The following is a 15632-nucleotide window of genomic DNA, read 5'->3' on the forward strand; positions in this document are numbered from 1 at the left end:
TTGAGTTCAGCTTTAAATACTTTTGTATAAAATTTTCAAATTATGACTTTTCAAGAATTACAACCAAAAATAAGCGCTATAGTATCTGACAACAAACTTGTTAGAGATGAAAAACTACTAGCAATCTGCCAATTATTAAATGAAAATGTAGAATACTATAACTGGGTAGGTTTTTATTTTGCAAACCACGAAAACAAAACACTGCATTTAGGTCCATATGTAGGGGCTGAAACTGACCACACTGTAATTCCTTTTGGAAAAGGAATCTGCGGACAAGTAGCCGAAAGTAATGCCAATTTTGTTGTACCAGATGTAAAAGCACAGGATAATTATATTGCGTGTAGTTTTACAGTAAAATCTGAAATTGTTGTTCCGTTGTTTGTAAATGGAATTAATATAGGACAAATAGATATTGACAGTCATGTGATTGATCCATTTACTGAGGCTGACGAAAGATTTTTGGAATTTGTAAATCAAGAAGTCGCTGCTTTATTCTAAGAAAAACATTTTAAATCAAACATTTGCCTTAAACTTTTATGAAACGACTTCTACATTTCTTACTGTTTCTTTTTACTGCAGCAAATATGTTTGCTCAAAACTCTATTTCGGCTAACAAGTTAATTTATCTCGACTCTTTATGGACGCCAAGTACTCCTGAAAATTACAAATACACTCGTCTTGTTGTAGATTATTATTCTGAGAAAAAAACTTACGTCTACAAAGACCATTATAAATCTGGTGCGATAAAATATATTGCAAATACAACAGATAAAGATGTTATGATAAACGAAGGACAATCTGTTTCTTATTATGAAAATGGAAATAAAAAAACCACTGTATCATATGTCAATGCTAAAAAAGCTGGAAAAGAATTTAATTGGTATGAAAATGGAGATCTAAAATCTGAGATTGAATACACTGAAGGAAAAAAGGGAAAAGTTGAACGTAAAATCAATAACTTTTGGAATCCGCAAAAAGAACGAATTGTTATAGACGGAAATGGAGACTATGCAGATAAAACCGAAAACTACGAAGAAGAAGGTAAAATGAAAAATGGTCAACCTGATGCTTTTTGGAAAGGAAAAGACTTAAAGAAAAAATTAAGTTTTATCGAGAAATATGAAAATGGAAAACTGATTTCGGGAGTAACAACCGATTCTTTAAACGTAGAACATTTTTATACCACAAAACAACAGCAGCCTGCTCCTAAAAAAGGAATCAATTCTTTTTATAGCTACGTAGCAAAATCAATGCATATCCCTGCATTAGCAAGAAATAAAGTTTCTGGAAAAATATATATGACTTTTATTGTAGATGAAGAAGGAAATTTAGTCGACCCAAAAATAATAAAAGGTGTTGGTTACGGATTAGATGAAAATGCAATTAAACTCATTAACGAAGCTCAAAAATGGAATCCAGGTGTATATCGAGGCATTCCCGTAAGAGTACTTTATAAGCTGCCAATAACAATAATTACAAAATAAGATTCAATACTATTTATTTTTCAAAAAAAAGTTGTATTTTTGCACCCGTCTTACAAAAGTTGTATTGACATACATAAAAATCATTAAATAATATTGGAATGTATTTAACTAAAGAAAAGAAAGAAGAGATTTTCGCACAACACGGTGGTGCAACAAACACTGGAAGCGCAGAAGGTCAAATTGCATTGTTCACTTACAGAATTTCACACTTAACTGAACACTTGAAAAAAAATCGTCACGATTACAACACTGAGCGTTCTCTTGTACTATTAGTAGGTAAAAGAAGAGCTTTGTTGGACTACTTGAAAAAGAAAGAGATCAACAGATATCGTGAGATTATCAAAGTATTGAATATCAGAAAATAATCAATATAGAAAAGAGGTGCGAGAGTGCCTCTTTTTGTTTTTTACAGAATTGTATTTAATTACAAGCATTTATAAGAAAAAAAGTTTGGTTTTTCATTGGGTTTTAGAAACAACAACTACACACAACAACAACTACAACACAACTAAAACCCATTGTATAACCAATAAGGAAAAATTATGATTCCACAATTATTTGTAGAAAAGATCGATTTAGGTGATGGCAGAAGCATCACAATCGAGACGGGTCGTTTAGCAAAACAAGCTGACGGTTCGGTAGTAGTAAGAATGGGCGACACTATGATTCTTGCAACAGCAGTTTCAGCTCGCACATCAAACCCTGGCGTTGATTTTTTACCATTAACGGTAGATTACCGCGAAAAATTTGCAGCAGCAGGTCGTTTCCCAGGAGGTTTCTTTAAAAGAGAAGCACGTCCAAGCGACAGCGAAGTATTGACAATGAGATTAGTAGACCGTGTTTTGCGTCCGCTTTTCCCAGACGATTACCATGCTGAAACACAAGTTATGATTCAATTAATGTCTCATGACGAAACTGTTATGCCAGATGCTTTAGCTGGTTTAGCTGCATCTGCAGCATTAGCAGTTTCAGATATTCCATTTTATAACTTAATTTCTGAAGTACGTGTTGCACGTATTGACGGAAAATTAGTGATCAACCCAAGTAGAGAAGAATTAGAAAAATCTGATATCGACATGATGATTGGAGCTTCTATGGATTCTGTAGCAATGGTTGAAGGTGAGATGAAAGAAATCTCAGAAGCTGAAATGATCGAAGCTATTAAATTCGCTCACGAAGCTATCAAAGTTCAAATTCAAGCTCAATACCGTTTACAAGAAGCTTTTGGTAAAAAAGAAATCCGTACTTACGAAGGTGAGAAAGAAAACGAAGAAATTTACAAAAAAGTAAAAGCTGCAGCATATGACAAAATCTATGCTATTGCAAAAGTCGGTTCAGCTAAACACGAAAGAGGTGCTGCATTTGCTGAAGTAAAAGAAGAAGTTAAAGCTTTATTTACTGAAGAAGAATTAGCTGCTGATGGTGATTTAGTTTCTAAATATTTCTACAAAACAAACAAAGAAGCTGTTCGTAATGTAGTATTAGAATTAGGTGTTCGTTTAGATGGTAGAAAAACTACAGATATCAGACCAATCTGGTGTGAAACTGATTATTTACCAAGAGTACACGGTTCTTCTTTATTTACACGTGGAGAAACTCAAGCTTTGGCTACAGTAACTTTAGGAACTTCTAGAGAAGCTAACCAAATCGATTCTCCATCTGAACAAGGTGAAGAGAAATTCTACTTACACTATAACTTCCCTCCTTTCTCAACTGGTGAAGCAAAACCTCTTAGAGGAACTTCAAGAAGAGAAGTTGGTCACGGTAACTTGGCTCAAAGAGCGTTAAAAAATATGATTCCTGCTGATTGTCCTTATACAATTCGTGTTGTTTCTGAGGTTTTAGAATCTAACGGTTCTTCTTCTATGGCAACAGTTTGTGCCGGAACAATGGCTTTAATGGATGCTGGAGTTCAAATGGTAAAACCAGTTTCTGGAATTGCTATGGGATTGATTACTGACGGAGAGAAATTTGCTGTATTGTCTGATATTTTAGGTGATGAAGATCACTTAGGAGATATGGACTTTAAAGTAACTGGAACTGCTGACGGTATTACAGCTTGTCAAATGGACATCAAAATTGATGGTTTACGTTATGACATTATGGAGCAAGCTTTAGCACAAGCTCGTGATGGACGTTTACACATTTTAGGAAAATTAACTGAAACTATCGCTGCACCGAGAGCTGACGTAAAAGCTCATGCACCAAAAATCATTACCAGAACTATTCCTGGAAACTTTATCGGAGCATTAATTGGACCTGGTGGAAAAGTAATTCAAGAATTACAAAAAGCTACTGGAACAACTATTGTAATCAACGAAGTTGATGAGCAAGGTGTTATCGAAATTTTAGGTACAGATCCTGCTGGAATTGAAGCGGTATTGGCAAAAATCCAATCTATTACTTTCAAACCTCAAATGGGAGAAGCTTACGAAGTTAAAGTAATTAAAATGCTTGATTTTGGAGCTGTTGTAGAATATACTGCTGCACCAGGAAATGAAGTATTGCTTCACGTATCTGAACTAGCTTGGGAACGTACTGAAAACGTTGCTGATGTAGTTAAAATGGGAGATGTTTTCCAAGTGAAATACTTAGGAGTTGACCCAAAAACTAAAAAAGAAAAAGTGTCTAAAAAAGCACTTGTTCCAAGACCTCCACGCGAGGAGAAAAAAGAGTAATCAGATCTTAGTTTACTAAAGGTTTATTCATAGGAAACCCCAATTCATGTATTTGAATTGGGGTTTTTCGTTTTTATGACAAATCAATCAAACTTCATTATTATCCTTTCAATAAAACAGCCATACTTTTCAATATTTTAATCACCAAAAAGCAAAAACAAACTAAAAAAAACACCTCTTTTTTCTCACTATATTGAAATAAAAAAATATCTTTAACTACCAATAACAAATAATTAATCCTAAAACCATAATTATGGCCTATCAAGTTCTACAAAACACTAGAATTAATACCAGCGATTTTATTTTCCAACACCCCGAAACTGTTACCTATCCCGTAAAACCATTGGTTTCGGTAAAATTGTACGAGCCTAACGGCGTACCAACATTAAAAATTAGAGCTACATTATACATTAACTCTCTAGACCCTAACAATCCAACTGTAGAAGAACCGACTGAATTGGAAGATACATTGCAAATCTACTTTGATTATGACTTCTCTGAAGAAACACCAGAAAGCTGCGATGTTTGGTACGTTGAACTAGATTATACTTCAGATACTGTTAAAAATATTACCGAAGTTGTTTCCTACTTAAAAGATCTTGACCCTGAAACGTCTAGAGGTACCAAAACAAAAGTGGACGACTAATTAATAAAAAAATCGAACAAAAGACATCTTTAGATCTTATCAAAAGATGTCTTTTTTAAATAAATAAAGTAATGTCAAAATCTCATTTCGTACTTGTCCTTTTATTTATTTTAAGCTTTTCCTCCCTTTCAGCTCAAGTGCAATCTACAAATGATGCCTTAAATGATATCCTTAAAAAAAAAGCGGTACATTTTAAAAACGAAATTAATTTCAATAAAGCACAACATTTTTTTATAAAAAAAGAATGGGACTCCACCATAATTTACTCCATAAAACAAATTAGTTTAGGCAGTAATAAAGAACTGACAAATTATTGTCGTTTTTTTAGAGGATGCGGGTACAGCAAATTATCATTATTTAAAGAAGCACAAACTGAACTTCATTTAATTTCTAAAGACTTTTCATTTTACCCATTAGTCAACAAAACTCTTGGGCAGATTTCACTGCAATTAAAAGATTACAAAAAAGCAATATATTACTTTAAAGAAGTTCAAAAATCAGCTTTACCAAAAGAAGATTACAAAATCAGTGCAATTTATTCTAATTTAGGAATTTGTTATTTGCATCTTGATCAATTTTCTGAAGCTGAAGAATACTTTTTTAAAAGCCTTAAATTAAAAGAAAAAGAAGAAGATCTTCTTTCTCTAATTGGACTGTACATGAATATTGCTAACTTATATTATGTTCAGTATCAAGACAAAAAAGCTATTCCGTATTTTGAAAAAGCATATGTTCTTTCGAAAAAAACAAAAGATTTCGATCAAAAAGAATACACAGCATTCAACATGGCAATGGTAGAAGAAAATAGAGGTAATTTTAAAAAAGCTTTAGAATACAGAAAAGAATCCGAACAATGGAAAGATTCTCTCAACAATCAAAATAAAGTATGGGCACTGGCAAATTATGAAAAAAAATTCGCCGTTGCTGAAAAACAAAAACAAATAAAAGTACTAGAGATAGAGAACAAACTAAAAAACTCACAACGTAATGGTTTGTTTTTCTCTGCAATTGGACTGCTGTTAATTCTAACCGGAGGAGTTTATCTTTATGCCCAAAAAGTAAAAAACAGCAAAATCATTTTATTACAAAAAAACAAACTTGATGAATTAAACGCAGCCAAAGATCAACTATTCTCAATCGTCAGTCATGACTTACGTTCATCTGTAAATGCATTAAAAACCAGTAATGCTAAATTATCTGCCACATTAGAGACTAAAAATTACGATGAATTAAATCAATTAATCATCCAGAACAGCAGCATTGCAAACGGTACTTACAGTTTATTAGATAATTTATTACATTGGGCTTTATTGCAAACCAAACAATTGTATTTTCATAAAGAATCGGTTCATTTATACTCAATAATACAACAAATCGAATACAACTACAAACCTTTACTTTTAGACAAAGCAATAACATTTGAAAATTTGGTTTCTAAAAGTATTTTCTTATTTGTAGATCTTGACTCCTTAAAAATTGTATTCAGAAATTTATTAGACAATGCTATTAAGTTTAGCAATCAAAATGATGAAATTAAATTTTACACTAAAGAAATAGATTCCGAATTTTGCGAGGTCATAATTGAGGACACTGGAATTGGAATGAGCCAAAATAGCATTGATGAATTACTTCAAGATAATGACTTATTATCTAAAAAAGAGAACTCCGAAATTATTGGAACTGGGCTAGGTTTACAGTTATGTAAACAAATGATCAAAAAAAATGGCGGTACATTTTTTATTGAAAGCGAAATCAACAAAGGAACTAAAATGATAATGAGATTACCTAAAACAAAATAGTATGGATAATATTAATGTTTTAATTATAGAAGATACTCCAGAACAAAGTGATGCTTTAATAAAAGTACTGCTGGAAAACAATTATGCGATTGCTGGAGTCGCAAGAAATTTTAAAGATGCTTTACAACTTTTCTACGAGAAAACAGTCGACATTATTGTGATTGATGTTTTTCTAGATGGAAAACCAGACGGAATTACTTTTGCAGAATCAATTAATATAATTCCAAATGCATCGAAACCATTTGTGTTTTTAACAAGCTCGCAAGACCGACAGATTTTTGAAAGAGCAAAACTCACAAAACCTTTTAGTTTTTTAATGAAACCTTTTAACGAGCTGGAAATTCTATATGCTATAGAAATGGCTGTTGAAAAGTTTTACGAACAAACGAATGTTTTTTTGAGCGAAGAACAAGACACTGTAATCAGTAACGACTTCTTGTTTATCAAGAAAAAGAATACCTTGAAAAAAGTTGCTCTAACTGATATTCTCTATATAGAAGTTGAAGAACGCTACTGCAATATTATAACTGAAAAGGAGAAATTTGTAATCCTGATTTCGCTTACCAAAATCAGTGATTTATTAGATAAAAACAAATTCATAAAAACGCATCGCAACACAATTGTAAATTCAGAAAAAATAGAAGAAATCATTCTTGCCGACAATTTGATTATTTTAAAAGGAAATCATAAAGTAACCTTGAGTGACACTTATAAAGATTTCATAAAAAAGATGAACGTTTTATCATAATTGAAACTTTTAAAATAAATATACCTCTCAAAAATCCTCTTTATTTCAAGAGGATTTTTTTTGTTTTACTGCCTATTATTCCTTCGAAAGCAAATACCGCACTTTTCATGACAAGAAAAACGGCTTTCATGACATTTTTAAGATAAGAGTTTGAAATCGAAATTACTTTTACATCAAGAAACTAATAAAAAAGTAGATGAGAATCACATTAAATCAGAAAACCGAAATGAAACTTTTACCAACCATAAAAAAGATAATAAATAATCCTTGGATTGGGGTCGCAGTTTCTTTAGTCATTATTATTCCCTGCTTATATCGAATACTAGACGACATAACTGTCTTAAGAATAGAATATGTATTGCTGGCACTTTCATTTCCTCTTTATTTAAAATCATTAAAAAAGATATTTGATGAAATCCTAGACAGTACGGATGATTCTTATGAATAAATTCCTTTAAACGATAATATTTGCCCTCAATTCATTAATGCCAAAAACCCTATTCATTAGCTTGATTAGGGTTTTTATTTATGTTGTATGTCTTAAAAAAATTGTTATAATATTCTGCAAAATCACAAAAAGTAAATAAATTATCACAATTTAACAGAAATTCTAAAAGGTTAACATATTTTTTTTGATATATTTGGCTCCAATCAAAAACAAATCATCAAAACCACAAAATCCTTTGAAAAATCACCAAAAAAAGGCTTTATATCTACTGATATTAAGCACATTACTCACGACCTCTTATTCCTATTGTCAGTCCAATGACCAATCATCATTGTATGATTATTTTGACAATGCTGTTGGAAAAGACAACTTAAACATTAATAATGGAGTTTTGCACAGCGAGCCGCTTCGTCCAATTCCAAATAAACACAGATATTATATCGACGAATTCACCGTTGGAGATATAAGCTTTGAAAAAGAAATTTATTCCAACTCTTATCTTAAATACGATATCCTTAAAGACGAGGTAATTTTCAAGCATAAAGATCAAACAGATAACTTAGCTATGAATATTGTTAAGGACAAAGTTGATTTTTTTTACATCAATAATAAAAAATTCGTCAATCTAAGATCTGAAAGCATTGAATTTCCAAATATCGTAAAAGGTATTTACGAAGAAAAATATGTTGGCAGTGATGTTTCACTCTTCATTAAATATCATAAAGAAAAAATAGAAGTTTTTCAGACAGATGGAGTCTATTACAATTTTATTGAGAAAATAAATTATCTCCTAAAATACAATGGATTTTTCTACAAAGCTGACTCACAAAAAGATATAAAAAAAATCTTTCCTTCTATTAAAAAAGAAATTAATAATTACTACAACGCAAATAGAAAGTTAGCACGATTAGATAAAACTCAATACATGGAAAATCTAACGAAACAAATCAATAATTTTTTTTTAAAAAAAAGTTCTAACTAAATGAAAAAAATTACTCTCCTATTCTTTTTATTAGCCTTTCAATACAATATACAATCACAAGTCATTAGTGATAAAGTTTCTGTTGAACTTAAAAACGCTAACATTAAAACTGCAATTCAAAATATTGAACAAACGTCATATTTTAAATTTTACTACGACGAAAAATGGTTAGAATCTGACAGCACTTCTATTACAAAACAGTATAAAGAAGTTCGTATAGCTGAATTACTTGAAGATGTTTTTCAAAACACTAACATCAACTTTTTTGTTGCCGAAAATAAAGTCATATTAACCAATAACAGCATCATATATAATGAGCTGGCAGACGATTACTTTGGAATTCCACTAGAAAGAGATGAAAATGGTTTAGCTCTTGCTCCTGTTTTTTATCAGCAATTTGACTCGGTAAAAAAAACAAATTCTCGTAATCCTAACAAAAACATTAAGGATATTATACTTATTGGTAAAGAAGTAAAAAACCAAAAAAAGAAAAGTTATATTCTTTCAGGATACGTTAGGGGCGGTAAAAATAAAGGCGGAATTGCAAACATTGTAGTAAAAATTCCAAATACCGAATTTTCAACTATTACCGATAACGACGGGCATTATAAACTGCAAGTGCCGCCAGGAATCAGCACTGTTGAAACAGAAACTTTTGCTTACGATAAAGTGTCTAAAAAAATAATGGTTTACAATGACGGCACCCTTAATTTTATGGTTGTTGACAACATAAATCAGCTCGACGAAGTTTTAATTAATACAAATAAAAGTAAAAATGCAAAAGCTGCAATTACAGGGGTTACAACTATTGATGCTGAAGGAATTAAAAATGTTCCATTAGTTCTTGGCGAACGTGACATTCTAAAAGTAGCATTGACACTGCCGGGGATCAAAACATCTGGAGAAGGTTCTTCTGGGTATAATGTAAGAGGAGGAAAAGAAGATCAAAATCTATTTTTGTTAGACAATGCCGTTTTATATAATCCATCGCACTTTTTTGGCTTCTTCACAGCATTAAATCCTTACACAACAAAAAAAGTAGATATTTATAAAGGAAGTATTCCTGCTGAATTTGGAGGCAGATTATCATCTGTTTTTGACATAACTTCAAAAACTGGAAATTTCAATAAATTTGAAGGTGAAGCTGGAATTGGCCCTGCAACAAGCAATGTAATGATTTCTACACCTATTGTAAAAGGTAAATCAAGCCTTGTTGCTGGAGGAAGAGCCAGTTATTCTAATTGGATTCTAAAAAGTCTAGATGATGAGAAGTTAAAAAATAGTCAGGCATCATTCTATGACTTCATTTTGAAATATAATCATAAAATAAACGCCAATAATGACATAGAGGCTACTGCTTATTACAGCCACGATAAATTTAGCGTTTCATCAGACTCTCTATATAAATACAGCAATCGACTAGCAACTTTAAAATGGAATCACACATTTAATGAGAAAAACAAAGGTTCACTTCTCTTTACCAATAGTGAGTATCGTTTTAATATAGATTATCAGCCTGACGGTGTAAATGCTTTTGATTTTGGCTATAAAATCAATGATACGCAGGCCGCTTTAAAAATGATTTACTTATACAGCGAAAAGCATAAAATTAGTTACGGAATTTCAACTAAACTATACGGCATTAATCCCGGATATCTGAACCCTAAAAATCCTGAATCTATCCTAGTTCCTATTGAAATAGATAAAGAAAGAGGTTTAGAATCTGCAATTTACGTTGGCGATAATTTTAAAGTTACAGATAAATTCTTAGTCGATTTTGGCTTAAGATACTCATCATTTGCAGCATTAGGAAAATCTACTCAAAGGGTTTATGACGAAAATCTTCCTATAAGTGATGCTACTGTAGTAGAAACTAAAACATTTGGCAATAACGAAGTAATTAAAAGATATGGCGGATTTGAGCCTAGAGTTGCTGCCCGCTATTTTATAACAGACGATTTTTCTGTCAGAGCCAGTTATGACAAAACGTATCAATACATCCATCTTTTATCAAACAACACTACACAATCTCCAACTGATATTTGGAAGCTTTCAGATTTAAATGTAAAGCCCGAAAGTGCTCAGCAATTTTCGCTAGGTCTTTATAAGAATCTAAAAAATGATGAGTTAGAATTAAGTGTAGAAGGTTACTTTAAGAAATCAAGAAACATCTTAGACTATAAAGTAGGTGCTGATTTGTTATTAAATCATAATATAGAAACCGAACTTCTTCAAGGAGATGGTAAAGCTTATGGAATCGAAGTATTATTAAAAAAACAAGTAGGCAGACTTAACGGATGGCTTGGATATACATACTCTAGATCATTAATTAGACTAAATTCTCAATTTAATGAAGAGAAAGTAAATGGCGGTAAGTTCTTTGCGTCTAATTTTGACAAACCTCATGATTTTAGTGCGGTTTTAAACTATAGAATCACAAAACGATATAGTTTTTCTAGTAACTTCATCTATCAAACCGGAAGACCAATAACGTATCCTGTTGGAAAGTATGATTACGGAAATGCACAATATACCGTTTACAGCGATCGTAATAAATTTAGAATTCCTGATTACTATAGATTAGATGTAGGTTTAAACATTGAAGGAAATCATAAAATAAAAAAATTAACTCATAGCTTCTGGAACATCTCAGTTTATAACGTTTTAGGCAGAAATAATCCTTATTCCGTATTTTTCGTAACCGATAAAGGACAAATTAAAGCCTACAAAACTTCAATATTCTCTGTTCCAATTCCTAGTATTACTTATAATTTCAAGTTTTAATAATTATGAAATATTTTAAAATAAAAATCTCCGTTTTTCTTCTTCTATCGCTTGCCATAACAAGCTGTACAGAACAATATGCTTTTAAAACTACCGATTTTGAAAGCGCACTAGTTGTTGAAGGAACAATCACAAACGAACTTAAAAATCAAACTATAAAAGTTTCTCAAGTTTATCAATTAGAAGAAACCGGTCCTAGATTTGAAAAAGGAGCTAATGTTTTTATCACAGATGATAAAGGCAATGAGTATCAGTTCAAAGAAAACGACAGCCTCTATGTTTCGCTTACACCGTTTAAAGCAATGCCTGGAACAAAGTACAAACTAAACATTAAAACAAGGGAAGGAAAAAATTATACTTCTGATGAACAGCTTCTAACTACAGAAACTAAAATTGACAATATGACTGCAACTGTCGAAACTGTTGATGGACAGCGTGGAGTTCAAATAAATGTAAATAGTTACGATCCTGCCAATACTTCGAAATACTATAGATATGAATATACTGAGACGTACAAAATCATAGCGCCTATGTGGTATTATCAAGAGGCAAATATAAATGTAATACCAGGAACTCCTACTACTCCAGAAAGAGAAGTCATTGTAGTAACTAATAGAGTCAAAGAAGTTAAAACATGTTATTCTTCTAAAACTTCTGATGCTATTCTTCTTAATAACACTAGCACCTCAAGCGAAGATCGTGTACACTATCCTGTTCGTTTTATCAGCGATCAAAATTACATCATCTCACATCGTTATACTATTATGGTAAAACAGTATGTTCAAAATTTAGCCGCTTATACTTTTTATAAAACATTGAGAGAATTATCTACATCTGAAAGTATTCTTTCGCCAAAACAGCCTGGATTCTTTTATGGTAATATGAAATCTGTAGAAAATCCTAATGAGAAAGTAATTGGCTTTTTTGAAGTTTCGGCCGTTTCTTCAGATAGAATTTACTTCAACTATAAAGATTTATTTCCGAATGATAACTTACCTCCTTACTATATAGAAGATTGTGATCTAAAAGAATACATCGATTGTCCAGGAGACCTTCCTTGTACAGGCCAAATATTACGTTCCTCCCTTCGAAGCAAAGGCAGAACTCTGTTTTCATGGGATCATGAAAGTAAATACTTTTTGGTAAAAGCACCTTGTGGTGACTGCACTACTTTTTCATCTAACTTAGTTCCAACTTTTTGGATAGAATAATTCTTTTTTATCATCTATGAAACAACTATTAATCTATAACCAGACATACATTTTGGAAAGAATTAAACAATTATTGGTTTTAACACTTTTGATTGCGAACAGCCTATTTGTCTCTGCGCAGCAAAATAAAAATAGCACATTAACCAAATCATCACAAGAAACTATTTTTCTTCATTCGAATACAACAACTTTTTTAACTGGAGAAACTTTGTTCTACAAATTATATTGTTTGAACCCTATCAATAACAAACCAAGTTTAATAAGCAAAATAGCTTATATTGAACTTGTTGATAATGAGAAACAATCATTTCAAAAAAACAAAGTTTATCTTGACAAAGGAATTGGAACAGGGGATTATTTTATACCAACAACATTAAAAACAGGAAATTACAAGTTAATTGCCTATACAAAATGGATGTTAAACAATCCGAAATCTCAAACATATGAAATAGATTTATTCATCATAAATCCATTTCAAACCCAAGAACCTAATGCTAATGTAACTTTTGACAATACACTGAAAAACAGTGTATCATCAGCTAACATCTCAACAGATTCAAATCTAGATAACGAAAAAAGAATCGATTTTGAACTAGACAAAAACAGTTATTACACAAGAGATAAAGCGAGCATTAAAGTAAAATCACTTACTGAAATAACCCAAAAAGGAAATTATTCTATTTCTGTTCGAAAGAAAGATCAAATTCCTGCTTTAAAACAAACAACTCCGCAAGAATTTGTAAAAAAAACAGCCCGAAATTACAGCGATTATTCTCCTAGTTCGTTTTTATATATTCCAGAACTTCGAGCAGAATTAATTACTGGTTCAATTGTATCAAAAACCAATCAAGATTTAAATAATAAATCATTGTCAATTTCGCTTCCTGGGAAAGAGTATGTTTTAAAAATAGTTAAAACAAACTCTCAGGGAAAATTCACGTTCTTATTAGATCAATTTCCAAATTTCTCAAATGCGATTATTCAGGTTCTCGATGAAAACCCGTCAGATTTCACCGTGCTTTTAGATCCATTACCAAAACTTGATACTTCAGGACTGCAATTTTCATCAAAACTCAATCTAACAGAAGATCTTAAAAAAGATATTGAAGAACGCTCTACTGCAAGTCAGATTCAAAACGCCTATTATCAAACGAAAAAAGACAGCTTGATACAAGAAGCAGTTATCAGTCCGTTTTTTAACAGCATCGAAAAAACATATGTTCTTGATGACTATACTCGCTTCCCAACCCTAAAGGAGAATGTTGTAGAAATCATATTAGAACTTTATTATAGACGTGTTAACGATAAAAATCAATTGTTTGTACGAAATGGTCATAAAGACCTAACCTCTTACGGACCGCCTTTGATAATTGTCGACGGTCTTCTTATACAAGATTCAAGTGATTTATTTGATTATAATATGGGAAATGTAGACAAAGTAAGCCTTATTAATGAACCTTATGCTTATGGTCCAAAATTATACGGAGGCTTAATAAGTTTTGAAACCAAAAACAGTGACTTTGCTATAAATTTTGTCAAAAAATACATGAAGCCAACTGAAGTTCAAAGACCAAATCCTGCAAAAATTTATTATAACCCTGATTATAGTTCGGGAAATAATTTAAAACGAATTCCAGATTATAGATACCAATTGCTTTGGGAGCCAACTTTATCTTTAGAAAAAAACGAAGAAATCCTATCTTTCTACACTTCAGATCTTAAAGGCGACTTTGAAGTTGTTTTAGAAGGTTTCACAGATGAAGGAAAACCTGTCTATATTACAAAAAACATTACAGTAAAATAAATATAAAAATCGGTTCAATTCTTGAACCGATTTTTTTTTGATCTAATTACTAAAAAAAAATAAAATTATTTTCATTTAATTGTAACCTTTTTGCATCTTCAAACGTATAACCATTTGTACACTTAAAAATTGAGGACACAAATAACATGAGACAACTTAAAATCACCAAGCAGGTAACCAATCGTGAAACTGCATCGTTAGATAAATATCTACAAGAAATCGGAAAAGTTGACCTAATTACCGCTGATGAAGAGGTAGAATTAGCACAAAGAATTAAAGCAGGTGATCAAAGAGCATTAGAAAAATTAACAAAAGCCAACCTGCGTTTCGTTGTATCGGTTGCTAAACAATATCAAAATCAAGGATTAACTCTTCCTGATTTAATTAATGAAGGAAACTTAGGTCTTATTAAAGCGGCTCAACGTTTTGATGAAACTCGTGGTTTTAAATTTATATCTTACGCTGTATGGTGGATTCGTCAATCGATTCTTCAAGCATTGGCAGAACAATCTCGTATCGTTCGTTTACCATTAAACAAAATTGGTTCTATCAATAAAATCAACAAAATGTATGCGTTATTAGAGCAATCTAACGAGCGTCCGCCTTCTGCTGAAGAAATTGCAAAAGAACTTGACATGACAGTAAATGACGTAAAAGAGTCTATGAAAAACTCTGGTCGTCACTTATCAATGGATGCACCTCTTGTAGAAGGTGAAGATTCTAACCTTTATGACGTTTTACGTTCTGGAGAATCTCCAAACCCTGACAGAGAATTAATTCACGAATCATTACGTACTGAAATTGAACGTTCATTAGAAACATTAACTCCAAGAGAAGCTGATGTTGTTCGTTTGTATTTTGGTCTTGGCGATCAACACCCAATGACTTTAGAAGAAATTGGAGAAACTTTCGACCTAACTCGTGAGCGTGTTCGTCAGATTAAAGAAAAAGCAATCCGTAGATTAAAACATACTTCAAGAAGTAAAATTCTTAAAACTTATCTTGGGTAATCACCCAAAACTCCAATATACAAATAATTCCAAATTCC

The 15632-nt window shown here is 31.7% G+C and carries 13 protein-coding genes; all 13 read left to right on the forward strand.

What is annotated here, in order from left to right; genetic code table 11:
* Positions 1-42 precede the first annotated feature (42 nt).
* The 13 genes from ACHRVL_RS01040 to ACHRVL_RS01100 all read left to right on the forward strand — a co-directional run bounded on the left by ACHRVL_RS01040 (position 43) and on the right by ACHRVL_RS01100 (position 15594).
* A complete protein-coding gene (locus ACHRVL_RS01040; protein WP_332653083.1) occupies positions 43-498 on the forward strand; it encodes a GAF domain-containing protein in 456 nt (151 codons plus the stop codon).
* 38 nt (positions 499-536) lie between these two features.
* Positions 537-1484, forward strand: a complete 948-nt coding sequence (locus ACHRVL_RS01045) for an energy transducer TonB (RefSeq protein WP_395409658.1) — start codon at positions 537-539, stop codon at positions 1482-1484.
* Between the two features lie 98 nt (positions 1485-1582).
* Complete coding sequence (rpsO, locus tag ACHRVL_RS01050; RefSeq protein WP_007804772.1) at positions 1583-1849, forward strand: 30S ribosomal protein S15; 267 nt, start codon at positions 1583-1585, stop codon at positions 1847-1849.
* Positions 1850-2026: 177 nt separating this feature from the next.
* Entirely contained in the window at positions 2027-4162 is a 2136-nt protein-coding gene (locus tag ACHRVL_RS01055) for a polyribonucleotide nucleotidyltransferase (RefSeq protein WP_129023060.1), read from the forward strand.
* Between the two features lie 253 nt (positions 4163-4415).
* Complete coding sequence (locus ACHRVL_RS01060) at positions 4416-4808, forward strand: hypothetical protein (RefSeq protein WP_395409661.1); 393 nt, start codon at positions 4416-4418, stop codon at positions 4806-4808.
* A 71-nt stretch (positions 4809-4879) separates the two neighbouring features.
* Entirely contained in the window at positions 4880-6607 is a 1728-nt protein-coding gene (locus ACHRVL_RS01065) for an ATP-binding protein (RefSeq protein WP_395409663.1), read from the forward strand.
* A 1-nt stretch (position 6608) separates the two neighbouring features.
* On the forward strand, positions 6609-7355 hold the full coding sequence (locus ACHRVL_RS01070; protein WP_395409664.1) for a LytR/AlgR family response regulator transcription factor: 747 nt from the start codon (positions 6609-6611) through the stop codon (positions 7353-7355).
* 196 nt (positions 7356-7551) lie between these two features.
* Positions 7552-7803 carry a hypothetical protein gene (locus tag ACHRVL_RS01075; protein ID WP_089052531.1) on the forward strand — a complete coding sequence of 84 codons (252 nt, stop codon included), beginning with the start codon at positions 7552-7554 and terminating at the stop codon, positions 7801-7803.
* Positions 7804-8038: 235 nt separating this feature from the next.
* Complete coding sequence (locus ACHRVL_RS01080) at positions 8039-8785, forward strand: hypothetical protein (RefSeq protein ID WP_395409666.1); 747 nt, start codon at positions 8039-8041, stop codon at positions 8783-8785.
* Positions 8786-11569: a TonB-dependent receptor domain-containing protein gene (locus ACHRVL_RS01085; RefSeq protein WP_395409668.1), complete on the forward strand. Its 2784-nt coding sequence runs from the start codon at positions 8786-8788 to the stop codon at positions 11567-11569.
* A 5-nt stretch (positions 11570-11574) separates the two neighbouring features.
* Positions 11575-12780 carry a DUF4249 domain-containing protein gene (locus tag ACHRVL_RS01090; RefSeq protein WP_395409670.1) on the forward strand — a complete coding sequence of 402 codons (1206 nt, stop codon included), beginning with the start codon at positions 11575-11577 and terminating at the stop codon, positions 12778-12780.
* Positions 12781-12796: 16 nt separating this feature from the next.
* The gene (locus tag ACHRVL_RS01095; protein ID WP_395409673.1) at positions 12797-14584 is read left to right on the forward strand and encodes a hypothetical protein; all 1788 of its coding nucleotides are present in this window, start codon (positions 12797-12799) and stop codon (positions 14582-14584) included.
* Between the two features lie 146 nt (positions 14585-14730).
* A complete protein-coding gene (locus tag ACHRVL_RS01100; RefSeq protein ID WP_007804760.1) occupies positions 14731-15594 on the forward strand; it encodes an RNA polymerase sigma factor RpoD/SigA in 864 nt (287 codons plus the stop codon).
* The last annotated feature ends 38 nt before the right edge of the window (positions 15595-15632 follow it).

This window comes from Flavobacterium sp. FlaQc-28 (assembly GCF_044007415.1).
Taxonomy (GTDB): Bacteria; Bacteroidota; Bacteroidia; order Flavobacteriales; family Flavobacteriaceae; genus Flavobacterium.